Annotated in this window: 25 protein-coding genes; all 25 read right to left on the bottom strand. The window is 52.2% G+C overall.

Annotated elements, in window-relative coordinates:
- Nucleotides 1–3 precede the first annotated feature (3 nt).
- The 25 genes from infB to ACE5KN_RS01805 all read right to left on the bottom strand — a co-directional run bounded on the left by infB (nucleotide 4) and on the right by ACE5KN_RS01805 (nucleotide 26,379).
- On the bottom strand, nucleotides 4–2,532 hold the full coding sequence (infB, locus tag ACE5KN_RS01925; RefSeq protein ID WP_375525635.1) for a translation initiation factor IF-2: 2,529 nt from the start codon (nucleotides 2,530–2,532) through the stop codon (nucleotides 4–6).
- Nucleotides 2,525–2,848: a L7Ae/L30e/S12e/Gadd45 family ribosomal protein gene (locus ACE5KN_RS01920; RefSeq protein WP_375525700.1), complete on the bottom strand. Its 324-nt coding sequence runs from the start codon at nucleotides 2,846–2,848 to the stop codon at nucleotides 2,525–2,527. Before ACE5KN_RS01920 ends, infB begins: the two co-directional genes overlap by 8 nt.
- Nucleotides 2,841–3,149 carry an RNase P modulator RnpM gene (gene rnpM, locus ACE5KN_RS01915; RefSeq protein WP_355317241.1) on the bottom strand — a complete coding sequence of 103 codons (309 nt, stop codon included), beginning with the start codon at nucleotides 3,147–3,149 and terminating at the stop codon, nucleotides 2,841–2,843. The genes ACE5KN_RS01920 and rnpM overlap by 8 nt, the downstream gene beginning before the upstream one ends.
- A gap of 24 nt (nucleotides 3,150–3,173) precedes the next feature.
- Nucleotides 3,174–4,271 carry a transcription termination factor NusA gene (nusA, locus tag ACE5KN_RS01910; RefSeq protein WP_375525636.1) on the bottom strand — a complete coding sequence of 366 codons (1,098 nt, stop codon included), beginning with the start codon at nucleotides 4,269–4,271 and terminating at the stop codon, nucleotides 3,174–3,176.
- A gap of 133 nt (nucleotides 4,272–4,404) precedes the next feature.
- Entirely contained in the window at nucleotides 4,405–4,866 is a 462-nt protein-coding gene (gene rimP, locus ACE5KN_RS01905; RefSeq protein WP_375525637.1) for a ribosome maturation factor RimP, read from the bottom strand.
- Between the two features lie 195 nt (nucleotides 4,867–5,061).
- On the bottom strand, nucleotides 5,062–9,378 hold the full coding sequence (locus ACE5KN_RS01900) for a PolC-type DNA polymerase III (RefSeq protein WP_375525639.1): 4,317 nt from the start codon (nucleotides 9,376–9,378) through the stop codon (nucleotides 5,062–5,064).
- Nucleotides 9,379–9,506: 128 nt separating this feature from the next.
- Nucleotides 9,507–10,955, bottom strand: a complete 1,449-nt coding sequence (gene proS / locus ACE5KN_RS01895) for a proline--tRNA ligase (RefSeq protein ID WP_375525640.1) — start codon at nucleotides 10,953–10,955, stop codon at nucleotides 9,507–9,509.
- 50 nt (nucleotides 10,956–11,005) lie between these two features.
- Complete coding sequence (gene rseP, locus ACE5KN_RS01890) at nucleotides 11,006–12,277, bottom strand: RIP metalloprotease RseP (protein ID WP_375525641.1); 1,272 nt, start codon at nucleotides 12,275–12,277, stop codon at nucleotides 11,006–11,008.
- A gap of 112 nt (nucleotides 12,278–12,389) precedes the next feature.
- Nucleotides 12,390–13,529 (bottom strand): 1-deoxy-D-xylulose-5-phosphate reductoisomerase, encoded by a 1,140-nt coding sequence (locus tag ACE5KN_RS01885; RefSeq protein ID WP_375525642.1) that lies wholly within the window; start codon nucleotides 13,527–13,529, stop codon nucleotides 12,390–12,392.
- A 54-nt stretch (nucleotides 13,530–13,583) separates the two neighbouring features.
- The gene (locus ACE5KN_RS01880; RefSeq protein ID WP_375525643.1) at nucleotides 13,584–14,378 is read right to left on the bottom strand and encodes a phosphatidate cytidylyltransferase; all 795 of its coding nucleotides are present in this window, start codon (nucleotides 14,376–14,378) and stop codon (nucleotides 13,584–13,586) included.
- A 15-nt stretch (nucleotides 14,379–14,393) separates the two neighbouring features.
- Complete coding sequence (gene uppS / locus ACE5KN_RS01875; RefSeq protein ID WP_375525644.1) at nucleotides 14,394–15,164, bottom strand: undecaprenyl pyrophosphate synthase; 771 nt, start codon at nucleotides 15,162–15,164, stop codon at nucleotides 14,394–14,396.
- An 85-nt stretch (nucleotides 15,165–15,249) separates the two neighbouring features.
- Nucleotides 15,250–15,804 (bottom strand): ribosome recycling factor, encoded by a 555-nt coding sequence (frr, locus tag ACE5KN_RS01870; RefSeq protein ID WP_375525645.1) that lies wholly within the window; start codon nucleotides 15,802–15,804, stop codon nucleotides 15,250–15,252.
- A complete protein-coding gene (gene pyrH / locus ACE5KN_RS01865) occupies nucleotides 15,804–16,532 on the bottom strand; it encodes a UMP kinase (protein ID WP_355317257.1) in 729 nt (242 codons plus the stop codon). The genes frr and pyrH overlap by 1 nt, the downstream gene beginning before the upstream one ends.
- A 180-nt stretch (nucleotides 16,533–16,712) precedes the next feature.
- Nucleotides 16,713–17,363, bottom strand: a complete 651-nt coding sequence (gene tsf / locus ACE5KN_RS01860; RefSeq protein ID WP_355317461.1) for a translation elongation factor Ts — start codon at nucleotides 17,361–17,363, stop codon at nucleotides 16,713–16,715.
- 146 nt (nucleotides 17,364–17,509) lie between these two features.
- On the bottom strand, nucleotides 17,510–18,208 hold the full coding sequence (gene rpsB, locus ACE5KN_RS01855; RefSeq protein ID WP_375525646.1) for a 30S ribosomal protein S2: 699 nt from the start codon (nucleotides 18,206–18,208) through the stop codon (nucleotides 17,510–17,512).
- 181 nt (nucleotides 18,209–18,389) lie between these two features.
- Nucleotides 18,390–18,995 carry an endolytic transglycosylase MltG gene (locus ACE5KN_RS01850; RefSeq protein WP_375525647.1) on the bottom strand — a complete coding sequence of 202 codons (606 nt, stop codon included), beginning with the start codon at nucleotides 18,993–18,995 and terminating at the stop codon, nucleotides 18,390–18,392.
- Nucleotides 18,988–19,521: a DUF6115 domain-containing protein gene (locus tag ACE5KN_RS01845; RefSeq protein WP_375525701.1), complete on the bottom strand. Its 534-nt coding sequence runs from the start codon at nucleotides 19,519–19,521 to the stop codon at nucleotides 18,988–18,990. The genes ACE5KN_RS01850 and ACE5KN_RS01845 overlap by 8 nt, the downstream gene beginning before the upstream one ends.
- A gap of 81 nt (nucleotides 19,522–19,602) precedes the next feature.
- Complete coding sequence (locus ACE5KN_RS01840; RefSeq protein ID WP_375525648.1) at nucleotides 19,603–19,926, bottom strand: hypothetical protein; 324 nt, start codon at nucleotides 19,924–19,926, stop codon at nucleotides 19,603–19,605.
- 65 nt (nucleotides 19,927–19,991) lie between these two features.
- On the bottom strand, nucleotides 19,992–21,401 hold the full coding sequence (locus tag ACE5KN_RS01835; protein ID WP_375525649.1) for a flagellar assembly protein A: 1,410 nt from the start codon (nucleotides 21,399–21,401) through the stop codon (nucleotides 19,992–19,994).
- Between the two features lie 34 nt (nucleotides 21,402–21,435).
- Nucleotides 21,436–22,224 carry a FliA/WhiG family RNA polymerase sigma factor gene (locus ACE5KN_RS01830; RefSeq protein WP_375525650.1) on the bottom strand — a complete coding sequence of 263 codons (789 nt, stop codon included), beginning with the start codon at nucleotides 22,222–22,224 and terminating at the stop codon, nucleotides 21,436–21,438.
- Nucleotides 22,225–22,239: 15 nt separating this feature from the next.
- Nucleotides 22,240–22,665 carry a hypothetical protein gene (locus tag ACE5KN_RS01825; protein WP_375525651.1) on the bottom strand — a complete coding sequence of 142 codons (426 nt, stop codon included), beginning with the start codon at nucleotides 22,663–22,665 and terminating at the stop codon, nucleotides 22,240–22,242.
- A gap of 2 nt (nucleotides 22,666–22,667) precedes the next feature.
- Entirely contained in the window at nucleotides 22,668–23,165 is a 498-nt protein-coding gene (locus tag ACE5KN_RS01820) for a chemotaxis protein CheD (protein WP_375525652.1), read from the bottom strand.
- Between the two features lie 3 nt (nucleotides 23,166–23,168).
- Nucleotides 23,169–23,750 (bottom strand): chemotaxis protein CheC, encoded by a 582-nt coding sequence (locus ACE5KN_RS01815; RefSeq protein WP_375525653.1) that lies wholly within the window; start codon nucleotides 23,748–23,750, stop codon nucleotides 23,169–23,171.
- A 31-nt stretch (nucleotides 23,751–23,781) separates the two neighbouring features.
- Nucleotides 23,782–24,243 carry a chemotaxis protein CheW gene (locus tag ACE5KN_RS01810; protein ID WP_375525654.1) on the bottom strand — a complete coding sequence of 154 codons (462 nt, stop codon included), beginning with the start codon at nucleotides 24,241–24,243 and terminating at the stop codon, nucleotides 23,782–23,784.
- Between the two features lie 45 nt (nucleotides 24,244–24,288).
- Entirely contained in the window at nucleotides 24,289–26,379 is a 2,091-nt protein-coding gene (locus ACE5KN_RS01805; protein WP_375525655.1) for a chemotaxis protein CheA, read from the bottom strand.

The following is a 26,379-nucleotide window of genomic DNA, read 5'->3' as shown; positions in this document are numbered from 1 at the left end:
CCCTCAGCGTTCCACCGTCTCCATGACGAACGCTTCGATGACGTCGTTTTCCTTAACGTCATTATAGCCATCAAGGGTAATACCGCATTCGTAGCCTTGCGCTACTTCCTTGGCATCGTCCTTGAAGCGCTTCAAGGAATCGATTTTGCCTTCGAAAATGACGATACCGTCACGGATCAGGCGGGCTTCCGCGTTACGGGAAATTTTGCCGGAAGTAACCATACAGCCTGCGATCGTTCCGACCTTGCTGACTTTGAACACGTTCCGCACTTCGGCATGGCCGATAATGTTCTCTTTGTAAACCGGGTCAAGCATACCCTTCATTGCCTGCTCGATTTCTTCGATCACATTGTAGATAACACGGTGCAGACGAATATCCACTTTCTCGGACTCTGCCGTTGCTTTAGCCTGGTTATCAGGGCGGACGTTAAAGCCGATGACAATCGCGTTCGACGCCGCAGCCAGAATGATGTCCGACTCATTGATCGCGCCAACACTGCTGTGAATAATCTTAACGCGTACACCCTCAACTTCAATCTTGTTCAGGGAGCCTTTCAGCGCTTCGACGGAACCTTGAACGTCACCTTTAATAATCACGTTCAGATCCTTCATTTCGCCGTCTTTAATATGCTGGAACAGGTCGTCAAGGGTCACGCGTGTATGAGCGCCCAGCTCGGACTGACGCTGTGTGATTGCGCGTTTGTCGGCGATGGCGCGCGCTTTGCGCTCATCCTCAAACACCATGAACGGATCACCAGCCAGCGGCACTTCCGTCAAACCGGTAATTTCCACCGGTGTGGAAGGACCGGCCTCCTTCAGACGGCGGCCCTTGTCGTTGACCATCGCCCGCACCCGTCCGAAGCAGTTGCCCGCCACAAACGCGTCTCCGACCTTCAGCGTACCGTTCTGCACGAGAATCCGTGCTACCGAACCGCGGCCTTTGTCCAGCTCTGCTTCGATGATGGTTCCGCGTGCGCGCTTGTCAGGATTGGCTTTGTATTCGTTCACTTCCGCAACCAGCAAAATCATTTCCAGCAGGTCTTCCAGACCCATCTTTTGCTTCGCCGACACGTTCACGAAGATGGTATCACCGCCCCATTCTTCCGGAACGAGCTCATATTCCGTCAGCTCTTGCTTCACTTTATCCGGGTTTGCGTCCGGCTTATCAATTTTATTAACCGCTACGATGATCGGCAAACCTGCCGCCTTGGCGTGGTTGATCGCTTCCACCGTTTGCGGCATCACACCGTCATCGGCTGCAACAACGATGATCGTCATATCCGTAACCTGCGCACCACGTGCGCGCATGGCTGTAAAGGCTTCATGACCCGGCGTATCCAGGAACGTAATCTTCTTGCCGTTGATTTCCACCTGATAAGCGCCGATATGCTGCGTAATGCCGCCTGCTTCGCCACCGGTAACATTCGTGGAGCGGATCGCATCGAGCAATGTAGTTTTACCGTGGTCAACGTGTCCCATGATCGTTACTACCGGCGGACGGGTGGTCAGGCTTTCCGGATCATCATTTTCCTCAATAGTTTCAAAACGATCTTCTTCAACCGGAATCTTCACTTCGACTTCTACACCGAATTCGCCTGCGAGCAGGAGAATCGTATCCATGTCAAGCTCCTGGTTGATGGTTGCCATCGTACCCAGCATAATGAGCTTTTTGATGACCTCGGAGGCGTCCTTGTGCAGGAGCTTAGCCGTTTCGCCAACGGTCATTTCACCACGCACGATAATTTTCTTCGGCGTGTTGTCGATTTTCTCGCGGCGTTGTTCCTGCTGTCCACCACGGCCGCGGTTGTTGTTGAACCTTCCGCCTTTGCCGCCGCGTCCACCATTACCGCGGTTTTGGCCACCGCCGGAGCGGTCGTCAAAGCGGTTGTTGCCCTGACGCCCGCCGCCACCGCTATTGCGGTTATTGCCGGCGCTGCGATTACCGCCGCCTTGCCCGCCGCGGTTTTGTCCTCCGCCTTGTCCGCCACCGCTGCGCTCGGCCGTTCTGACTGCAGATCCGCCGTCACGCTGTCCGCTGTTTTGCTGCGGACGGGAGCCTACGCTTGTGCCGCTCTGCTGGCGAGGCGCCGAACCGCCCTGCTGGCGGTTGCCGCCCCCCGCATTGCCTTGCCGCTGCTGTCCACCGCCCCGGTTCTGGCCTCCCTGACCGGAAGGGGAGCTGCTTCTCCTGCTATCCTGACCGCTCTGCGGTCTTGAATTGGTATTGCTCTGGTTTTGGTTGTTTTTTTTATTATTCATACTTACCTGCTTTTCCTGTTGAATTTTGGTTTGCTCTGTCTTTTGTGCATGGATCTGGGCCGTACCTGTCCCGCTTTGCTTCGCCGCGTTGGATTTGATTTCCTTGAAGAAGTTTTCAACCTTGCTTACGGCATCGTTCTCCATAACGCTCATGTGATTGTTAACGGGAATGTCAAGCCTCTTAAGAATCGTAATAATTTCCTTGCTGCTCATATTCAATGACTTGGCGTATTCATAAACCCGCAGTTTGTCTTTGCTTTCCTGTTTACTCAATATACTCCACCTCCGACATAATCCCCGCATGTTTCAAGATCATCTGCGCGAACCCTTGATCCGTAACCGCCAGCACGACCCGTTCGGCCTTGCCGACACTGTTGCCCAAGCTTTCCCGGTCAAACCCTATCAGCAGTGGAATGTTGTAGGATCCGCATTTATCGCGGAATTTCTTTTGAGTATTAACTGAGGCATCTTTCGCAAGGATGACCAGCTTGGCTTCGGAAGAGCGCACAGCCTTCAGCACGATTTCATCACCGGTTACCAGTTTGCCTGCTCTCATGGCCAGGCCTATATTGGACAGCGCCTTATTCATCATCAGCACTGCCTTGTGCCGCCAGGAATTCTTCCTCGGCGGCAGCGAAATCCCGGGCCAATTGATCATGGATTTCCGGATCCACATGATGCTTTAAAGCACGATCCAGCGCTTTATTCTTCCGGGCCAGCTTAAAGCATGCGTCCTTGCCGCATAAATAAGCCCCCCGGCCAGCCTTTTTACCGGTCAGATCAATCAATATTTCGTCTTCAGGGGTTTTGACGATACGGATAAGCTGCTTCTTCGGCATCATTTCCTGGCAGGCCACGCATTTGCGCAGCGGTACCTTTCTCTGTTTCATACGACTCCCCCCTTAACCTTGCGTTTAATCGACGGAAACGGAATCCTGATGCATTTCCCCCTCATTGGTGCGAGGTCTGCCGAACTCTTCTTCCGCCTGGGTTTCGCTCTTGATATCGATCTTCCAGCCAGTCAGCTTCGCGGCAAGCCGCGCGTTCTGTCCCTTGATGCCGATGGCGAGGGAAAGCTGGTAATCGGGAACAATGACACGGGCCATTTTTTCCTCTTCAAATACTTGCACCTCCAGCACCTTGGAAGGACTGAGCGCATTGGCCACATATTCATCGACATTTTCGGAGTAACGAACAATGTCGATTTTCTCGCCGCGCAGCTCATTGACGATGGTCTGCACGCGTGTGCCTCTCGGGCCTACGCAGGAGCCGACCGGATCGACTTCTTCGTTGCGCGAGTAGACGGCGATTTTGGAACGGAATCCGGCTTCACGGGCCACGGAACGAATCTCCACAACCCCGTCGAAAATTTCCGGAACCTCAAGCTCGAACAGGCGTTTGAGCAGGCCGGGATGTGTGCGGGACAATAGAATTTGCGGCCCTTTCGTTGTATTCTCGACTTTTGTGATATATGCCTTGATGCGGTCCAGATGGTTGAACTTCTCGTTTGGCATCAACTCGTTGAGCGGAAGTGCCGCCTCGATCTTGCCCAGATCGACATAAATGTTGCGCTGATCCTGGCGCTGCACGGTGCCTGTGACGATATCTTCCTCTTTATCCACAAAAGCGTTATAGATCAGCCCGCGTTCCGCTTCGCGAATGCGCTGGGTAACCACCTGCTTGGCCGTCTGGGCAGCGATCCGTCCGAAGTCCCGCGGCGTCACTTCGATCTCCGCAATGTCGTCAAGCTGGAAATGCGGGTTGATCTCACGTGCGGCCGGCAGGGAAATTTCAGTTCGGGGATCCAGCACCTCATCCACGATCAGCTTGCGTGCAAACACTTTGATAACCCCGGTGTTGCGATTCATATCGACACGAACATTCTGGGCCGTGTTAAAATTGCGCTTATAGCTGGAAATCAAAGCGGCTTCGATCGCTTCGAACAGCACATCCTTGCTGATGCCTTTTTCCCTTTCCAGCTCATTCATTGCTTCAATAAAATCCATACTCATGGATTATTTCTCCCCCTTTCAAATCATGGCGTCTTGCGCAGAAACGGCTTGTTTCCTTGTTGCAGCCAAGGAGACCGGCCGTTTCAGACGAGACAAATAGTCATTAGTTGCAGTCAAGCATTTAAAGAGGCACTTAAAATATGATCGCCAGCCGCGCTCCCGCTACTTTGGCATACGGAATGACATGCTCTTTTTTACCGGTTTGCACCGTAAGCTCATCATTTTCAAATGAAAGCAATCTGCCCTCAAATTCCTTGAGGCCATTGACAGGCTCGTATGTAGTAATAAATACGTCTTTGCCTACCGCTTTAGCCACATCCTCCGCTTTCTTCAGCGGACGTTCCGCACCGGGAGATGACACTTCCAAAAAATAAGCATCTGAAACCGGATCCTTCTCATCCAGCTTCTGGCCGAGATATTCACTGATCATACTGCAGTCGTCCAGGTCAATACCGCCGTCCTTGTCAACAAAGACGCGCAAAAACCAGTTGCTGCCCTCCTTGACATATTCAACGTCGACCAGTTCGAAGCCATGCTCGATCAAGTAGGGTTGGACCATTTCTTCCACGATGGATTTGATCTTTGGTGTGCTCAAAGATTATAACCTCCAAGAGTATCGTTTCCTATATCTGTATTTGCTGCAGTCACAAAACCACCATAGCAAAGATTAAAGAGTGGGTTTCCCCACTCTTTAGCAACGGTTTTATCTCCATGATTACCAAAAAAATTATAACATAACCAGATGTAAGTGACAAGTGCTGAAGCTTGACTGCTCAAGGAGAAAACAAGCCTAAAAGAGAGAAAGCTGGTTGCTTTCCGGAAGACCGCGGAAGCAGCCCATTTGCGACAGCATTTCCACAATCGTTTTACTTGCCTTCGATTTTTGCTGGAAATCCTCTATCGACAAAAACTCACCCTGCTCGCGGGCAGCGGCAATGTTGCGGGCGGCGTTTTCGCCGATTCCCGCCAGCGCGCCGAACGGAGGAATGAGCGAATCCCCGTCAACTTTAAAACGGGTGGCTTCCGAACGATAAAGATCGATCGGTTTAAAGGTGAAGCCGCGTGCGGTCATCTCCAAGGCCATCTCCAGAATCGGCAGCATGTTTTTCTCCTTCGGTGGTGCCTGGAAGCCGAGCTGCTCGATTTCGACAATTTTACGGCCGATCGCTTCATAGCCCTGGCAGCATAATTCGATATCGAAGTCGGCGGCGCGGACCGAAAAGTAGGTTGCATAAAATTCAATCGGATGATACAGCTTGAAGTAGGCAGTGCGCACGGCAGAAATAACGTAGGCCGCTGCGTGCGCCTTCGGGAACATGTACTGGATTTTGAGACAGGAGTCGATGTACCACTGCGGCACTTTGCATCTCTTCATCTCTTCAATCCATTCCGGCGTCAAGCCTTTGCCTTTACGCACGCTTTCCGTAATTTTAAAGGCCAGACTGGCGTCCATCCCTGCTTTGTAAATAAGGAACAGCATAATGTCGTCACGACAGCCGATTACGGTTTTGATGTTGCACGTACCGTTCTTGATCAGGTCCTGCGCATTGCCAAGCCATACCCCCGTACCGTGCGACAGACCTGAAATCTGCAGCAAATCCGCAAAGGAGGACGGCTGTGACTCGACCAGCATCTGACGTACGAATTTCGTTCCCATTTCCGGGATGCCATAGGTAGCCACCGGCGTCCGGATCTGCTCCGGCGTAACGCCGAGCGCTTCCGTCGAGTTGAACATGCTCATGACTTTGGGGTCATTCATCGGTATCGTGGTCGGATCAACCCCTGTCAGGTCCTGCAGCATTCTCATCATCGTCGGATCATCGTGCCCCAGAATATCGAGCTTAAGCAGGTTCGCGTCAAAAGCATGATAGTCAAAATGGGTGGTCTTCCATTCCGCGGAGGTATCATCCGCCGGGTATTGAACCGGAGTGATATCTTCGACTTCGATATAATCCGGCACGACGACGATCCCGCCCGGATGTTGACCCGTGCTGCGCTTGACGCCGGTACAGCCGGCAGCCAGCCGGTTGAGCTCCGCGCCGCGCCATTTCTGGTTATGCTCTTCTTCATATTTTTTCGCAAAGCCGAAGGCGGTCTTCTCGGCAACGGTGCCGATCGTACCAGCCCGGAATACCGACTTTTCCCCGAACAGCACCTTGGTATAATTGTGGGCATTCGGCTGATACTCACCCGAGAAGTTCAAGTCGATATCGGGAACCTTGTCCCCCTTAAAACCAAGGAATGTCTCGAACGGGATGTCCTGCCCTTCCCCTTTGAGCTTGCCTCCGCATTGCGGGCAATCTTTGTCGGGAAGGTCGAACCCGCTCGGTACGCTGCCGTCCAGGAACCATTCGCTGTGCTTGCATTCCGGATTCAGGCAAATATAATGGGCGGGCAGCGGGTTTACCTCGGAAATGCCGAGGAACGTAGCCACGACCGATGAGCCTACCGAGCCCCGGGAACCGACCAGGTAGCCGTCCTGGTTCGACTTTTTGACAAGCCGCTCGGAGATCAGATAGTTGGCCGAAAAGCCGTATTTAATGATCGGCTCCAATTCCTTTTCCAAACGGGCTACCACAACCTCCGGAAGGTCCTCCCCATAGATGGATCTGGCCGTTTCGTAACAGGTATTGCGGATTTCCTCATCCGCCCCCTCCAGGATCGGTGTAAACAGCTTGTCCGGGAACAGCTCCAGCTCTTCGAAGCGGTCCGCCAATTCGCTTGTGTTGGTAACGACCACTTCATAGGCTTTCTCTTCTCCGAGGAATTCGAATTCAGCCAGCATTTCATCCGTCGTACGCAAATGGGCGTCAGGCTTGCGTATGCCTTTGAGCGGGCTGAAGCCGGTAATACCGTGAATCGTAATGTCCCGGTAAAGCTTGTCCCGCGTCTCCAGATAATGAACATTTCCGGTGGCGATGACTGGTTTGCCGAGCCGCTGTCCGATATCGCATATTTTGCGCAGCGCCGTTTTAATGGCTTCAGGGTCGCTGACAAGCTGCTTTTCTACAAGATGCATGTACATTGTGAGCGGCTGGATTTCCAACACATCATAGAACTGTGCCACTTCTTCAGCCTCTTCCACGGTTTTGTTCAGCACGGTTTCGAAAAATTCGCCTTTTTCGCAGCCGGAAATAATCAGCAGGCCTTCCCGCATCTCGGACAATTTCGATTTCGGGATACAAGGCACCCTTTTAAAATATTCCGTGTGCGACAGGGAAACAAGCTTATATAAATTCTTCTTACCAACCGGGTTCAGCGCATAAATGCAGCAGTGAAACGGCCGGGCCGTGGATAAATCCTTGCCCACATCATCATTAAGCTGGTCCAGCCGCGTCATGCCTTTAAGCTGTGCGGCATCAGCCAGCAGCCCGTTAAGTACTCCGCCGAGCGCTACGGTATCGTCGATCGCACGGTGATGGCTTTCCAGGGCGACCTTGTATTTATCCGTCAGTGTGTTGAGTCTGTGATTTTTCATGGTCGGGAACAGCAGGCGGGCCAGCTCCAGCGTATCCAGCACCGGATTCGTCAGCTCAGGCAGTCCCATTTTCTTCAGGGTAGCCTGGATGAAGCCGATATCGAAGCGCGCATTGTGGGCGACCAGCACCGCATCTCCAACAAATTTCACGAATTCCTCCATCACCGGCTCCACGTCCGGCGCGTCTTTGACCATCTCATCCGTAATATTGGTGAGCTGCTGGATATTATAAGGAATCCGCTCATGCGGGTTGACGAAGGTAGCATAACGGTCGATTTCCTTGCCTTCCTGCATTTTCACAGCTGCGATTTCTATAATCTTGTTCTGTGTAATGGAGAGGCCTGTCGTCTCAATATCGAATACGACATATGTAGCCGTTTTGAGATCAAGCGGCTGAGCCTGCAGGACCACCTCAATGGCATCGTTGACGACGTTGGCTTCCACCCCGTATATCATTTTAATGCCGTTCTTCTTGGCTGCTTTGGCTGCTTCGGGATAACACTGCACCCCGCCGTGATCCGTTACGGCGATCGCTTTATGCCCCCATTTGGCTGCTGTTTTGATATAGGTGTCAATGGAGGTTACCGCATCCATGGTGCTCATTTTGGAATGCAGGTGAAACTCCACCCGCTTCTCGGGCGCATTGTCTTTGCGCGATGGCGGAGCCTGCACCTCCACCAGATCGGAAGGAATCATGGCGAGCTCCGGCACCTGCATGAACCGGTCGTATTCCACCCGTCCGCGCACCTTTACCCATTTGCCGTTGGCAAGCAGGCTGAGAATCTTCAGGTCTTCCTTGGTTTTGGCGAACATTTTCATCTGCAGTGAATCCGTAAAGTCTGTCAGATAAAAAGTGAACAGGGTGCTGCCGTTGCGCAGCTCCTTGCTGTCCAGGCCAAAAATCGTTCCCTGCAGCGTGACCTTCTTTTCCTCGTCCTGAATTTCCTGAATGGGAACAGGCTGTTCTTTAATTTCGTACCCGAACTGGAGCCGCACATCCCCTTCTTCTTCATCCGCCGCCGGCATCTCGGCCTCCATGCTCTCCATCATGCGCTGGATAACCTCGCGCTCTTCTTCCAGCTTCTTCTGCTGGAACTGCTCAAGCGCTTCCTGGTTGCCCTCTCCAGCCTGCATCTTGACCCGGAGCGTGAGATGAAAATATCTCTCGTAAAAACGTACAATCGCCTGGTCGATCTGTTTTTTACGAGCCAGTTCCAGCGACATAGCATCCGTCAATGTCAGCAGCAGCAAACCGTTGTCCCAATCATGGCTAGCCCTGGTCATCCAGCCGTTAACCGAAGGAATTTCGCGTTGGACCCATTCCAGGAACATTTTCCAATATTCGCTGATAACATCAGCTCTGTTTACAGCCTCACTGTATTGAAAGCCAAATGTAATTTTGGCGATATGATTCATTTTTTCCTGTACCTGCAGGCAGAACGTCCGGTACACCTGAGCGGGAACCAGCGTTTCTTTAGCTAAAATAATATGCCACTCTTTGTTGCTGCGGCTGATCTCCACCCTTTCGATCCATCCATCCAGAAAGTAAGGATCTACTATACCGGGGGCTACGCTCGCCTGCTTCATCAGCAGCTCAAATCTCTTTCTCTTGTCGGCAGCATCGCTCATGGTTCTCCCACCTTCCCCAAAAACATGAAGAGCTCCTGGTCCGCAAATGCCATCGATGGCAACAGACACACCGACAATTTCTGCGATCAGAAGCTCATTTAGTTACATCATGCTGCTATTATACCTGATTAATAAGCTCGTGCGAATACAACGGTATGCTTGGCAGGCTGTCCGCAGCACAGGCAGACCGACTTCTCTTCGGACGGCTTGAAAGGAATGTTGCGGCTTGTTGCCCCGGTAACCTCTTTTACCTTGTCTTCACATTCCTCGGAGCCGCACCAGCCAGCCAGCGTAAAGCCGCGCTTCTCCTCCATCAGGGCTTTCATTTCATCAAGTGTATTCACGGAGTAGAAGTTATCCTGCATAAAGGACTTGGCCCGGTCATACATCTCCTGCTGAACCTGAGCCAACATCGCGTTGATTTCCTCAACCAGGTTGGACTGCTGTACTACTTTCTTCTCACCGCTGATGCGGGAGACGAGCACGCAAACTCCGTTTTCCATGTCGCGCGGCCCCAGCTCAAGACGGACAGGCACACCACGCATTTCGTATTCGTTGAATTTCCAGCCGGGGCTGACGTCGGAACGGTCATCAACCTTCACACGTATACCGGCCTTCTTCAATTCGGCATAAAGCTCATCCGTCCGCGCCAGCACCGCATCGCGTGTCTTCGGCGGGCCGATCGGGATCATGATGACCTGGGTAGGTGCAACCTTGGGGGGCAGCGCGAGTCCGCGGTCATCCCCGTGCACCATGATCAATGAACCGATCAGGCGCGTGCTCGTCCCCCAGGAGGTGGTATGCACATACTCAAGCGTGTTGTCACGGCTCAAATACTTGATATCGAACGCAACCGAAAACTTTGTGCCAAGATAATGGGACGTTCCCGCCTGCACCGCACGGCCGTCGCGCATCATCGCTTCCAGCGAGTACGTATTCACGGCGCCTGCAAAGCGCTCGGATGGAGTTTTCTCGCCGACCACAACAGGAATAGCGAGCACATCCTCGATAACTTCGCGGTAAACCTCCAGCATTTTCATCGTTTCCTCGCGCGCTTCCTCTTGCGTCTCGTGCGCGGTATGACCTTCCTGCCACAAAAACTCGCTTGTGCGCAGGAAAGGAAGTGTACGCTTCTCCCATCTCACCACGTTCGCCCATTGGTTAATGAGCACAGGCAAATCGCGGTAGGATTGAATCCATTTGGAGTACATATGGCCGATCATCGTTTCGGAGGTAGGACGGATGGCAAGACGCTCCTCCAGCTTTTCTCCCCCTGCTTCCGTTACCCATGGCAGCTCCGGATTAAAGCCTTCCACATGCTCTTTTTCTTTCTGGAAAAAGCTCTCCGGAATAAACATGGGGAAGTATGCGTTACGGTGTCCCGTCTCTCTGAAACGGACATCCATCGCTTCCTTGATATGCTCCCAGATTTCGAAGCCATCGGGGCGGAATACGATGCATCCCCGCACAGGCGAATAATCCATCAGTTCCGCTTTCTTGATGACATCGATGTACCAGCGGGAGAAGTCCTCCCCCTGGGGTGTGATTTCAGACACGAATTGCTTATCTTTTGACATAAAAAGGCCGTCCTCCCATCAGGAGCGGCAATGGCCGCCCCTGGCATAAATTAACCGTTAATCAAACGCAATATATCGTTATAGGTGACCGCAATCATCAGCAGGAACAGCACGGCAAAACCGACGAAATGCACCATGCCTTCCCTGCTCGGATCTATAGGTCTGCCCCGTACAGCTTCCACACCAAGGAAAATCAAGCGGCTGCCATCCAGCGCCGGAATAGGCAGCAGGTTGAAGATGCCGAGATACAGGCTCAGAATAGCTGCCCAGTATGTGAGCTGATCGATGCCCTGCTTGGCGATCTGCCCCGTAACTTCAGCTGTTCGAACCGGTCCTCCCAAATCATCGATGGAGAAATGTTGAACCAGCTGACGGAACCCGTCAAAAATCGCTACAGTTGTATCTACCATCGACCGGCCTGCAACCTGGAACATTTCGCCAAATCCGGCCTGTCTTGTCGGCAGCACCGGCGCAATTCCGACCTTGCCGCCTTGCTGCCCCTCCATCGCCACGGGTGTGATCGTCAGATTCAGCGGCTCATTCCCGCGCAGGATCACCCAGCTCATGGGCCGATCCTGGGACGCTGCAATCAGATCGATCAGCTTCTGCCGGTCTGCTCCAATCTGCTCTCCGTTAATGGATTCGATAATATCCCCTTCACGGATTCCTGCCTTATCGGCAGGCATGCCCTTCGTAACTTCTCCCACGATGACATTCGTCGGATTATCAACCTGGATGCCGGTCATCTGTACATGAATGGCAAACAGCACAAATGCAAGCACAAAGTTCATCAACGGGCCGGCAAAAATAGCCATCGCTCTTTGCCCCACCGTCTTGCTGCCGTACTGGCGGTCCCGCGGAGCGATCTGAACGGATTGGCCCTTGCTCACCGTCATCGCCTGCCGGTGAACCTTGAAGTGCTGGGAATCCCCGTCCACATCAAGTGTAAGCGTAAGGGCGTCCTCCAGATCAACGGACTGTACTTCCCCGCGGGTTACATTTTTGCGGTTATCCAGCTGATCAAGATAGATGGTCTTTACCAAGCCATCCGTTTCACGGACAGCAACGGTCTGACCCGCCTCAATCTGATTCATCTCCGGATCTTCCCCCGCCATGCGCGCGAATCCGCCGAACGGCAGCAGACGAAGCGTGAACTGGGTTTCATTCCTTTTATAGGAGAACAGTTTCGGACCGAAACCGATCGCAAATTCTCTAACCAGGATACCGGCACGTCTGGCAAAATAGTAATGCCCCCATTCATGCACCGTGACAAGAACGAAGAACATGAGTACCGTCAGTAAAACCATTTGAATCGTTTCCAATCGTTTCCTTTCTCCTTTCGTGAGATCGAGTATGTCCTTCTAATTTATCATTATTCTCCGATCCCGTACAAGAGAATCACACAGGTGGGTCTTAATTGGAAAGAAGAAGGTTTTACAGCGCTGCGGCAGCTGCCCGAACCTCCCGGTCGCAGGTTTCAATGGCCTGCAGATCCGGATTCATCGTATTGTGGTGCCGGTCAAGCACCCGCGCGATGATATCCTCAATCGCCAAAAAGGAGATTTCTCCTCTTAAAAACCGGGCCACCGCCACCTCATTGGCCGCGTTAAACGCAGTCGGCGCTGTTCCCCCCATTTTACCACATTCAAAGGCAAGTCTTAAACACGGGAACCGTTCGTAATCCATTTCCCGGAAATGCAGGCTTCCCGCCTCCGCCAAAGACAAGGGCTTGGAAGGAGAGGCCATGCGGTCCGGATAGGTGAGCGCATACTGAATGGGAACACGCATATCCGGATTGCCCAGTTGGGCGATAATGCTCGTATCCTTGAATTCCACAAAAGAATGGATAATGCTTTCCGGATGCAGCAGCACGTGAATCTGATCATATGGCAATCCGAACAGCCAGTGGGCTTCCATCACTTCAAGCCCTTTATTCACCATCGTCGCCGAGTCGATCGTGATTTTCGCGCCCATCGACCAGTTCGGATGCTGCAACGCCTGCTCCACCGTAACACCCTTCAGCTGCTCTCTGGTTAAATCCCGGAACGAGCCGCCGGAGGCTGTCAAAGTAATTCCGGCAACATCCTGCAGCCGCTCCCCGTTCAGACATTGGAAGATGGCCGAGTGCTCGCTGTCGACGGGCAGCAGGCTAACGCCTTTCTTCTGTGCCTTGTCTGTGACGAGATGTCCGGCTGTGACAAGCGCCTCCTTGTTGGCCAGGGCAATATGCTTGCCCGACTCGATTGCGGCAAGTGTTGAAGGCAGTCCCATGCTGCCCATCACAGCCGTCACAACCGTATCCGCTTCAGTTCCTGCAGCTACTTCAATCAGGCCTTCATCGCCCCAATACAGCTCTGTTCCCGGCGGCAGCTGTTCACGAATCTGCTCCGCCAGCTCCTTGGTCGCCACGGACACCTTTTTGGGACGGTGACGCTGCACCTGTTCCAGCAGCAGCGCCGTGTTGGCGCCTGCAGCCAGTCCCTCCACCTGATACAGGTCGGAATGCATGGAGACAACGTCCAGTGTCTGCGTTCCGATCGAGCCTGTTGAGCCAAGCACAGTAATCTTTTTCATGACGCACCTTCCTTTAGAAAATCAGCACATGGTCTTCTGCAGCATCTATTGTGTTCATGCAGGAAGCAGCATCAGCATATGTACAAACGGGAAAACGACGATCCAGCTGTCGCACCGGTCAAGTATGCCGCCATGCCCGGGCAGAAGATTGCCCGTATCCTTAATTCCGTACACCCGTTTATAAGCTGACTGAACCAAATCCCCCAGCTGTCCGACGACCGCACAGGACAAGCCGATGATCAGCGCATTCCCGAAAGACAGCAGCCCCCCAAAAATCACGGCAAAAATAACAGCCGCCACCGCAGCCATAACGATGCCTCCGAGAGCGCCTTCGACCGTTTTATTCGGACTGATGGCAGGCCAAAGCTTCGTTCTGCCAAAAGCCTTGCCCACAAAATAGGCCCCTGCATCACTTGCCCATATGCCGGCCAACAGCAGAAATGTCCAGAACACCCCGTGGTCCATATGGCGCGACTCCGCAATATAAGAAAAGCCGATGCCCACATAGACGGTTCCCAGAAACAAGAGGGCTGACGTCCGGATCGTGACCTGGTTTTTCGTAAATACCGTCAGCAGCATGAACAGAATCAGCAGCAGCCACAGCATATTGGCAAGCGGCAAAGGCGGCTGAATATTCAGCGGCTGATAGGGAAAAACCAGCACCGTGACTCCCAGATAACCCACCCATGCGCTTCCGCTGCTGGAGGAAAGTCCGATCATACGCAAAAATTCATAAAATCCGATCCATGCCATCGCAAGAATGAGCAGATGATAAGGCAAGCCGCCCCACAGGACCATTCCCAAGAACAGGACGCCTGCTACTATACCGGTGATCAATCGCTGTTTCAACGGCTTCCTCCTCCATTATTTCAGACCGCCGTATCTCCGTGATCTGCGTTGATACTCGGCCACTGCTTCGTATAAGTGCTCTTTGTTGAATTCAGGCCAGTAAATGTCTGTAAACCATAGCTCGCTATAGGCTAACTGCCAGAGCATAAAGTTGCTCAATCTCAGTTCACCGCTCGTACGAATCAACAGGTCCGGATCAGGGATTCCTTCCGACAGCAGCGACTTGCCGATGAGCTCAGGTGTAATATCCTCCGCTTTGATCGTACCGCCCTCAATTTCACGGCCAAGCTTTTTCATGGCTTCCGTAATTTCAAGCCGGCTTCCGTAATTGACCGCAAAATTCAGGATAAGCCCCGTATTGTGCTCCGTGCGCCGGATGGCTTCCTCGAAAGCCGCCTGCGTATGTGAAGGCAAATACTCTTTATGTCCCATCATGCGAACCTGTACATTCTTCTCGATCAGTTCATCCAATTCGATAGCCAAAAACTCTTCCGGCAGACGCATCAGAAAATCCACTTCATCTTTTGGACGGGTCCAGTTTTCTGTGGAAAATGCATACATGGTCAGGTACTTGATTCCCAGTTCATCAGCGGCAATGGCTGTTCTTTTGACTGCCTTCATTCCATTCTGATGCCCTACCACTCTTGGCATGCCAAGCCGCTTCGCCCAACGGCCGTTCCCGTCCATAATGACTGCTACGTGCTGCGGAATATTATCTTTTGAAACGGCCGGCTGCTGTTCATCCTTTTGCTCAGCACCCCACCAGGACCGAACCCGATTTATCATACCATTTCCCCCAAGCGTTCTCTGGAAATTAGGCATGGGCGTGAAAAGAGACAAACCCCACCGTAAAGGAGGGGCCGCAAGTCTCTTACACTTCCATGATCTCTTTTTCTTTCGCAGCGAGTACTTTGTCTACTTCCGCAATGAATTTGTCCGTCGTCTTTTGGATATCGTCCTGATGGCGGCGGGATTCATCCTCGGAAATATCGGTTTTTTCAAGTTTTTTGATATCATCATTGGCATCGCGGCGGATATTGCGGATGGCCACCTTCGCCTCTTCACCAAACTTCTTCGTCATCTTCACCAGCTCGGTTCTACGCTCTTCCGTCAGTGCCGGTACCACCAGTCTGATCGCGTTCCCGTCATTGGAAGGCGTCAATCCCAAATCAGACTTCTGAATGGCACGCTCGATGTCAGCCAGTGAGGATTTATCCCAAGGCTGGATCATCAATGTGCGGGAATCCGGTGTGTTGATGTTAGCCAGCTGATTCAGCGGAGTCATGGCTCCGTAATATTCAACCTGAACGCGGTCCAAAAGGCTTGGTGTAGCGCGTCCGGCGCGAAGTGTCGCAAGATCGCGTCTCAACGCCTGAATGGCTTTCTCCATGCGCTCTTCTGCGCTTTTCTTAATGGATTGCGGCATTAATTTACACTCCCTTTAACGATGGTTCCGATTTTTTCCCCCAGCACGACCCGCTTGATATTGCCCTGCTCGGTAATTGCAAATACGATAAGCGGAATGTTGTTGTCCATGCACAGCGACGAAGCTGTCGAGTCCATAACCCCGAGATTTTTGTTCAGCACATCCAGATAAGTAAGCTGCTCATATTTCTCGGCAGTACTGTCTTTAAACGGATCGGCCGAATAAACGCCGTCCACCTTGTTTTTAGCCATAAGGATGACCTCAGCCTCAATCTCCGCCGCACGCAGCGCTGCGGTTGTGTCCGTCGAAAAGAACGGGTTGCCGGTGCCTGCAGCAAAGATCACGACACGCCCCTTCTCCAGATGGCGGATGGCCTTGCGGCGTATGTACGGTTCCGCAATCTGCTGCATGGCGATCGATGTCTGTACACGTGTCGGAACGCCAATTTGCTCCAGCGAATCCTGCAATGCAAGTGAATTCATGACGGTTGCGAGCATCCCCATATAATCTGCGGTAGCACGGTCAATTCCGTTGGCGCTTCCGGCGATTCCGCGCCAGATATTGCCACCTCCGCACACGATAGCGACCTCTACGCCCAAATCCACAACATCCTTGACCTGCTGTGCAATGGATGCAATCGTATCGGCGTCGATGCCGTACCCGTTATTGCCCGCCAGCGACTCGCCGCTTACCTTCAAGACGACACGTTTAAATACAGGCTGTTCCAAATGCTCACCCTCCACTATTCAGTTTCTACCTATTTTAATGTCCATTTGCAAGAAAAGCTCCTGTCTTCAAGCAGGTAGCTTTTCTGGACAAGAGCGCACAATCCGTCCGTATCTGAAAGAAAAGGAACACTGGCGTGTTCCATTTTCCTTCTGACGCCTATACAACCCGTGCAAACGGTATTATTGTTTCACCTGAGACATAACTTCTTCGTAGAAGTTATCTTCTTTTTTCTCCAGACCTTCACCCAGTTCGTAACGTACGAAGCGGCGGATGGAGATGTTCTCGCCAATCGTGCTGATCTTCTCGTTCAGCAGTGTTGCGATCGTTTTGTCCGGATCTTTGATGAAAGCTTGTTCCATCAGGCAGAACTCTTCATAGAACTTGCCGATACGGCCTTCAACCATTTTTTCAACGATTTTCTCAGGTTTGCCTTCGTTCAGCGCTTGTGCTTTCAGAATCTCTTTCTCTTTTTCGATCTCGTCAGCAGCAACCTCTTCACGGCGAACGTAACGAGGGTTGGAAGCTGCGATGTGCATAGCGATGTCACGAGCGAATTCTTTGAATTGGTCTGTTTTTGCAACAAAGTCGGTTTCGCAGTTGATTTCTACGATAACACCGATTCTTCCGCCGCCATGGATGTAGGATTCAACAACACCCTCAGTTGCAATACGGCCCGCTTTGTTAGCGGCAGCAGCCAAACCTTTTTCACGGAGAAACTCGATCGCTTTCTCGATATCACCGTTGGTTTCTTCAAGCGCTTTTTTGCAATCCAGCATCCCTGCGCCTGTTTTTTCACGAAGCTCTTTTACTGCGCTCGCATTTACTGCCATATTAAATTTCCCTCCAAAAAGAATTGATTGTTCTAAGTATTGGTTGCACTACTTGCTTTATTCCCAAAAAAAGGGCAGTGAAAGGTTATCCACCTACCAACCACCCTTTTCATTTAATTCATATATTACGTGCCGCAAAAGCGGTATTAAGCAGTAGTTTCTTCGCCTTGGTTAGCTTCCATAACAGCATCAGCCATTTTACCTGTCAGCAATTTAACGGCACGGATCGCGTCATCGTTACCAGGGATAACATAATCGATTTCATCCGGGTCGCAGTTTGTATCAACGATACCTACGATTGGGATGCCCAGCTTGCGAGCTTCAGCAACCGCGATACGCTCTTTGCGAGGATCGATGATGAACAATGCGCTTGGCAGACCCTTCATGTTCTTGATTCCGCCCAGGAATTTCTCAAGACGATCTTTCTCTTTGCGGAGAATGATAACTTCTTTCTTAGGAAGAACTTCGAATGTGCCGTCTTCTTCCCAAGTTTCCAGCTGCTTCAGACGGTCGATACGCTTTTGAATTGTTTGGAAGTTCGTCAGCGTTCCGCCGAGCCAGCGTTGGTTGATGTAGAATTGTCCAGCGCGTGTTGCTTCCTCTTTAACAGAGTCTTGCGCTTGTTTCTTAGTGCCTACGAACAGAATCGTTCCGTTCTCAGCAGCCACGTTTTTCACAAAGTTGTAAGCTTCCTCAACCTTTTTCACTGTCTTTTGCAAGTCAATGATGTAAATACCGTTTCTTTCAGTGAAGATATAACGATCCATTTTCGGGTTCCAGCGACGAGTCTGATGACCGAAGTGTACCCCAGCTTCCAGAAGCTGTTTCATGGAGATTACTGCCATCTTCACGCACCTCCTAAGTTTGGTTTTTGTGTGTTCCTCCGCTGATATCATCTTCCGTAAAAACTCCCTTCCGGAAGCACCCTTTACGAAATTAACCAGCGTGTGTTTTTAACACCGTCAATTAATATATCATAAGACATAGACCGTTGCAACCTGATTTTGGAGAGCCTCTTTCCAACGGTCATTTCGGAGGAGTTGTTATTTTCGTAATGATAGATTTAAAGGTTTCCCCTTCACGGAAGCTGTAGGTTCCGGAGCGGATTTTCGTATTGATTTTCTGCTCATTTGCCGCTTTCTGAAAAGCGTCTGCATCCGCGATTACTCCCGCCTGCTTCAACCCTTCGGCAACGTTGCTTAGATTGCTGCCCGGTACGATGCGGTACCGGATGGGCGGAGCCTCCGGCGCTGCGGGCTTTTCAGGAGCCTGTACCTTGTCTTTTCCGACTAGCGGAGCTGCAGTCTCGGGGCTGCCGGTCTGAGGCTGCTGAGGGGCTTTCGGCCCGGAAGCGGCATCCGCGCTGTCCGGAGCAGCCGGCTCCTCAGGCGTTTGACTTCCCTTCTCTATCACCTTCTGACGCCACTGCTCCTCGGTCAGTAAAGGTTCCGTGCTGTCGCTGATCTGCAGCCCGAGCCGCTGCGCGGCAGTTTCCACCTCTTCCCGAGTAAGTTCACGGGGAGCGTCGGCCCCCTTCGATTGCCCCTGACCGATGATCGCCAGCTGAAGCAGCAGCGCTCCAACAATCATTCCCGTTCCCATTCCAAGCATAAACGTCCGGTTTTTAAGCATGCCGGCCCTCCCTTTCGGCCAACTGAAGGATCAGCTGCACCTCGCCGCGCTGCATTCCTGTCTGCTTGGCGATGGAGTCGAGCGACTTCCCTTGGCTGTGCAGCGTGAATAGTTCGGCATAACGGTCCCGGATCGTCTCCTGGGGCTCATCCGTTTTCTCTTCAGCAGCATGATCCTCAATTGCAGGGCCGTGTTTATTCTGATCCGCTTCCTGTACAATGGCACCGGAGGACGATTGGTTTAACTGCTCACTTACGCGGGCCGCAGCCTGCTGCGGGACGTCCGTGCCGCGGCGGTCCTGCTTTTCCAGCTCCACTATCCGCTGCCTTAGCTCAACGATTTGCTCCTGCATGGCGGTCAGCCGTGAAGCATGATCCTGTTTCATCTGCGTGACCAGATCAATCAGCTCATCGTTTTCCCGTCCGACATCGGCCATATACTGCTCAAGTGTAGCCTCCATGTTTTTCACCAATGCCTCTTCCGGATTTTTGTTTCCTCCGCGCTTGGGCAGCATCCAGCCGTACATCAGGGCGGCAAGACCCAGCAATATGATATATAACCATGGATCCAAAAAAAATCGTCTCCTTCATGTCCCGTTCATCGCCAATTAAAGCGATAAATCAATATGATGTCCTTTAAACGGATGCTCTGCCTGGTGTACGGCAGGCGGATTATCCTGCGTAGGCTCGGAACCGCGCCGCTTGTCCCGGTGATCCCGGTGGTTCGATTGCCCTTCCCGGTCGCGGACAGCTGCGTCGGCGGACTGCTCGACCGCTTCGCTGCGCTGTCTGACCGTCTCGGTCTCTTTCACGGCCTGCTCCCCGAGAAGAGCCTGGTCATTGACCATTCTGTGCCGGTTTTCGCTTAGTACCTTCCCCGCCTCGCTCGTACGCGGGACGGCAATTTGCAACTCAACGGCTTTCAAACTCATAGGATCACGCCTTTCTTAGCAGCAGCTGCGCTTGCCAGCCTAAGATAACCCATAACATCAAGGGATCAGACCAAGGCGGACATCGTAATGTCCCCATCCTGATGGTGAAACACCATTCTTTGTACAGAATCTTTAATATATTTCGTGTATCTGCCGATAACTATTTTAGAGCCGCTGTAAATAATGCTTCTGACTTCAACTCTGGCCGTATCGGTGTCTTCGAGCATCCTTTCAATTTCAAGAATTCTCGCCCGGTTTTCACCCTGCTCCCGCTCAGTGGATGCCTTGGTGGCCTTCAGCTTGATGCGCATGGCGGTCTTGTCAGGAGTGAGTTGACCGGCGGAGGCGAGCTGATCCAAAATGTTAAGCGCCTTGGTCGTCTTGTCCAGGCTGACGGCCTGTTCTTTGAGGAGATTACGCAGCTCCGTCAATTCGTTGCGAAGCTCGGGCAGAACGCCAACCTCTATGCTGGTGGCGGTCGACATCGTATTGCCGATCGTTCTGGCCGCCACCTTTTCTCCGGCCTGGATGTTTCCGCCGACGATGAGTCCCTTGGCACCGCTGCACAGAACCTGTTTGCCTGCACGCAGATTGGAGTGCATAATGCTTTGCGAGACAACAATATTCGCGCCTGCTGCAACATTGCCATCCTGGATAAAGGAGCATTTGACATTATGGCCCGCTTTAACCAGACCTTTATGATAGCCGATAATACCGCCCGTGATCTCGATTGAACCGGCAGCATCCAGCTCCGCGCCTTCGACTCCGCCGACGACCCTGATGTCGCCGTCAGCCTTGACGCGAAATCCTGTAAGCACATTGCCTCGGATGACAACCGTTCCGACAAAATCGATGTTGCCGATGCTGTAATCCACATCACCGTTCACTTCATAGACGGGAAAAACGTTGATTTTATCTTTATCCGTCGTCGTCACCATTCCGTCTATGGCAGCGTATAAAGCAGAGCCTTCCGGATGCACAACGACATTTTTGCCTACTTTAAACCTGGCTTCCCTGCCTGCGCGAAAAGGAATTTCCTCCCCGGTTACTCCCGTGCCCGGCACCCCCGGTTCAGGATCAAAACGTTCGGCTATAAGCTGGCCCTTGCGGACATTGCTCAAACGAATCAATTCCTTGTAATCCACTTTACCGTCCTGGGTCTCAAGCGGCCTGTGCTCATCAGACCGGTTCATGATTTCCACCATTTTTATGTAGCCATCCTTCCCGCTGATCGGAGCCGTTCCTTCAGCAATCAGGGTTTTGGCGAGAAAGAACTTCTCCGGACGGTCTGCAAGCTGCTGCAGTGTCTGACGTTTGATTCCATAACGTATATTTTGTTTTTCCAAATAATTCTCCAGCTCCTGAAAAGAGCAATGAAAGCCCTCATCATGCTTGGAAAACTCCAGGTAAGCCTCACTCTTGTCCGCGGTCATCGTTATGTTCAAAAACTGATCCAACGCGTATTCCTGCTCCAACCCCATTCTCCTCTCAGATTAAAGTGGTGGAGGTTCAATCCTTCCGCATCAGCAAATCCCGCTGCTTGTCCAGTGTCGCCCTAAGACGCAGAATTGCTTTTGAATGCAGCTGGGATATCCGGGAAGGAGACAATGACATAACCTCCGCAATTTCGCTAAGGGATAAGTCCTCGTAATACAGCAAGGAAACAACCGTCCGCTCCTTTTCAGTAAGCTTCTCAATTCCCTGTACAAGTGCTTCCCGCAGGTAAAACTCATTTACTGTATGGTCGGGATTTTTGGCTTTTTCATCAATCAGAAGAGACAGCCTTGTCTCCGATTCTTCTTCCCGGATCGGATCCTCCAGGGAACAGATGGACATGACGGCAACCTCCTGCAGCATGCTCTGAAACTCTTTTTCCGATACATCAAGATAACTGCTCATTTCCGCGTCGCTGACTGTCCGCAAATATTTTTGTTCAAGTTTTTGATAGGCATCCTCGATCTTTTTGGCCTTTTCTCTGACCGAACGGGGAACCCAGTCGCCTTGACGCAGCCCGTCGAGTATGGCTCCTCGTACTCGCCAGGAAGCATAGGTTTCAAATTGCAGACCACGCTCATAATCAAACTTTTCGATAGCGTCAATCAGTCCCATGACACCATTGCTGGCCAAATCATCCTTGGATACATTTTTGGGCAAGCCAACTGCGAGACGGCCGGAAACATATTCGACAATAGGGAGATAGTTTTCAATCAGCTGCTTTTTGGCCTCCAACTCGCCATGCTCTTTCCAGCGCTCCCATAGTTCAGAGTAATTCAAGTGAGCGGCTTTTCGCTCGGTCATCGGCTTCACCCTCCTCTATTTGTCTGTCAGGTGACGAACTGCCTTCGCCAATTCTTCAGGCTCTTTGCTCGTAACCAGCTTGGGCGGATTGAGCGGCTTAAAGTCCGCTGCCTTCGATGGCTCCGAATCCGGCTGCGGCTTCAGCAGATCGTTCAAATCCTCGCTTTCGTCAGGCGTGGTGAGGTCCAGATGCGTGCCCAGGCCTTCTCCCAGTCCCGCGCCGCTGTCCGCCTGCGGATAAGCGGACGCCGGATGTTCAGGCTGGGTCAGGAACCCCAGGAGAAAACGAACCGCAAAAGCGAGCAGAAACCAGACTGCAGAAGCGATTAATCCGCGTATTAAGCTGGTCATCAGCAAATTGCTGTTCAGGGACAGCAGGAATGTCAGCACAAAACCGACGGCTCCGGACCACAAGTTCATGCGCAAGCTTCCAAATAACATGTTTATAGTTCCTTTACACCTTTTTGTACGCTTCGAATACTCAAAACGCCGGTAAGACAATCGAGCTCAATGGTTCGCCCTGCATTGCCGCCCGTGTCTTCAGCAATCAGGGGAATCCGCAGCTCCGTCAGCATCGCGCGGCATGATTCCACATTGCGGGGACCGATCCTCATCGTGTCTCCCCCGCCCGCAAAAGCAAACATCTGCGCGCCGCCGGCCATTTTGGCCACAACCCGGCTGCGCGCAGCTCCGAGCTGAAGCATTCTGTCCAGCAGCTCAGGCAGGGCGGTATCCGCGTATTTGGCAATGTTGATCTGCCCTTCCCGCGCAATATCGGAAGACGGAAGCATAACATGGGCCATACCGGCAATCTTCAGCTGAGGATCATACATCGTCAAACCGACACAGGATCCCAGACCTGTCGTCCGGATGGCATCCGGGAAGCTCGCGACATTCAAATCCGCCATGCCCACTTTAATAATGTTTTTCTCCTCTATCATAGCTTAGCGGACTCCCAATGACTCGAAAATTTTTTCGAAGGATTCCGGGTCCGGGATGAGGAAAAATTGCCCTTCAATATGATTTTGTCCTTCAAAAAACGATGTGTCAATCAAAAGAGCGTCATCCCCCATTTGCCCGAACTGCAGCAGGCCGTAGCTCAGGATCGCGCCAGCCATATCCATCGCAAGTCCCGGTACGGTAGGATACATGGACAGCTTTGTGAAATCCGCCAGGGAGGAGAGATAAGAACCAGCCAAAATGTTGCCGATCTCCGAGAGCGCGGATTGCTCCATATCCGTGAAGCTGTCCTCGTCCTCCGAAGTTATGCCCGCCAGCCGCTGCAGCAGTCCCTTCGCAGCTTCCGGAGCCAGGATGAAGAACAAATTGCCGGGAGCATCTCCCTCCACGCGAAAAAAGATGGCCACGACCAGCTGCTCGGGTCCGCCCGCTTTATCGGCGATGGCCTCAAACGGTAGCAGCTGGACTTTCGGAACTCCCATATCTATAGGCTTGTTCAGAAGCCGGGACAGCGCGGTGGCGGCATTGCCGGCCCCGATGTTCCCGACCTCCTTCAGAACGTCCATTTTGAAATCCTCTAAGTTGTTGAACACGGGCTTAGTCCTCGATACTTTCCAGCTGAACGATTTCGCTTTTATTCAACACCTCGGACAGGTTCAGCATGATCAGGAGACGCTCTTCGCTGATTTTGGCCACACCGCGCAGGTACTTGGCTTTAATGCCTCCCACGACTTCAGGCGGCGTTTCAATTGTATCTGTGTTCAAATCAATAACGTCGTTCGCGGAATCGACAATAAAGCCAACCTGCATCTCATTGACCGAAACGATAATAATCCGGGTCTGATCCGTATGCTCCGTCTCTTCCAGACCGAAGCGGCCGCGCAGATCGATGACAGGCATAACCACACCTCTCAGGTTGAAAACACCTTTTACGAACGTAAACGTCTTCGGCACCCGGGTAATGGGAACCATACGCTCGATGGACTGGACTTTGTCCACTTCCACCCCGTATTCCTCCTCACCCAATTTAAAGACGATAACTTTAATTTCTTCTCCCATGCTCAAAAACCCTCCCCAATGAAATTCACGATTCGGAAATCATCCTTATTTAATGAAGACGTTAGGATCGATAATCAAAGCAACCTGCCCGTCACCGAGAATGGTTGCGCCGGAAATGCCCGGAATGGCCGGAAGATATTTGCCCATATTTTTGATGACAATTTCGCTTTGTCCCAAAAAGTCCTGCACGGAAACCGCAGCCAGCTTGTCCCCTTTGCGAATGACCACCACCTCGGTTTCCTCTTCCTCATTCTCGTTGAAATCCGGAACCTCAAAGATTTGACTCAGTGAAATCAGCGGGATGTGGGTTTCACGGAAGGCAATCATTTTATTCCCGTGCACCGTACGGATTTTATCGCGCTTCACAATGGCTGTTTCGACAATGGAGGACAACGGAATCGCATATTTCTCCGAACCGATCTGCACCATCATGGCCGCGATAATCGACAGGGTGAGCGGCAGCTGCACAGAGAAGTTCGTTCCTTTACCAGGCGTGGAGAAAATCGTTACATTCCCGCCGAGGGAAGTGATTTTCGATTTGACCACATCAAGTCCCACGCCCCGGCCGGAAATATCGGAGATGACCTCGGCGGTGCTGAAGCCGGGAGCGAACAAAATCTGGTAGGCTTCCTCGTCCGTCATGGCCGCTGCCTGCTCCTGGGTCAGAATCCCTTTATTAATGGCGTTCCGCAGCACCTTCTCACGGTTGATGCCTGCCCCGTCGTCCTCGATCTCGATAAACACGTTATTGCCGCTGTGAAATGCGCGCAGGTGAACGGTTCCCGTTTCAGGCTTGCCTGCAGCAATGCGGTCTGCCACGGATTCAATGCCATGGTCAACCGAGTTGCGTAGCAGGTGAACAAGCGGGTCGCCGATCTCGTCGATCACCGTACGGTCCAGCTCTGTTTCAGCGCCCGTGATGATCAAATCCAGCTTTTTATCCAAAGATTTCGCCAAATCGCGCACCATCCGCGGAAAACGGTTAAACACTGTATCCACCGGCACCATCCGCAGCTTCAGCACGATATTTTGCAAGTCTGCGCTGACGCGACTCATATGCTCAACCGTTTCGGTCAGAGCCGAGTTCCCCGCTTCACTGGCGAGCTGCTCCAGCCGGACACGGTCGATCAGCAGCTCGCTGAACAGATTCATCAGCACATCCAGGCGTTCAATGTCGACACGGATTGTCCGGTTTGGTGCAGGAGCCGCATTTTTCACCGGAGCTTTGGCCGCTGACTTGGCGGCTTGAGGCGAGCTTTTACCGGCATCCGCGGGAGGAGTATGTACAGCTTCAGCAACGGCTGCAGCCATTTCCGCAGAAGCGGCTTTCACGGCTTCCATGCTCTCGTCGCTCATCTGCTTCAGCGACTCTTCATCCAGCTCCGTAAGCTCCGCCTGCTCGACTTCGGAGATGCCGAGAATTTCCTTCTTCAGTTCGTCCGTTTCTTTCTGTGTGATGAAGTACAGCGAGAAGCTGCGGTCGAATTTTTCCTGTTCGATATCCTGCACCGAAGGATTGGCTTTCACGATTTCTCCGGCATTTTCAAGAGCGTTGAATACCATAAAGGCCCGTGCCGCTTTAAGCTGGCTCTCTTCGCTGATGGATACTTGAACGTACAGCACATGGTGCCCTTCCTTGATGGATTGCTCAAGGACGGAATACTGGAACTGGTCTAATACCAATCCCGCAGTGTCCAGCACGCTGACCGAAGCCGAAGCGGGAGCCGCCTCCTGCTTCGCTGACGAGGACTGAAATTCACCGCTCACAATGGATTGCAGTGCAGCAACAATAGAGGAGACGTCCGCTTTTCCTTCACCGCCTGCAGTGATATCCTGAACCATCGACTCCAGGGCGTCCAGACCTTTAAACAAGGTGTCAAATATGAATTCCTGCATCGCCAGCTTTTCGTTACGCACCAGATCAAGCACATTCTCCATCTGATGTGTAAGCGAAGCCAGATCTTCAAAGCCCATCGTTGCAGCCATCCCTTTCAGGGTATGAGCCGAGCGAAAAATCACCTGGACGATTCCGAGATCGGTCGGATTGCTTTCAAGCTGAAGCATGTTTTCGTTAAGAGATTGCAGATGATCATTCGACTCATCAATAAACATGGATAAATACTGGTTCATGTCCAT

It is taken from the genome of Paenibacillus terreus (assembly GCF_042138595.1).
Lineage (GTDB): Bacteria > Bacillota > Bacilli > Paenibacillales > Paenibacillaceae > Paenibacillus > Paenibacillus terreus.
Note: the sequence above shows the minus strand (reverse complement) of the source record. Positions and strands in the feature narration are given on the sequence as shown.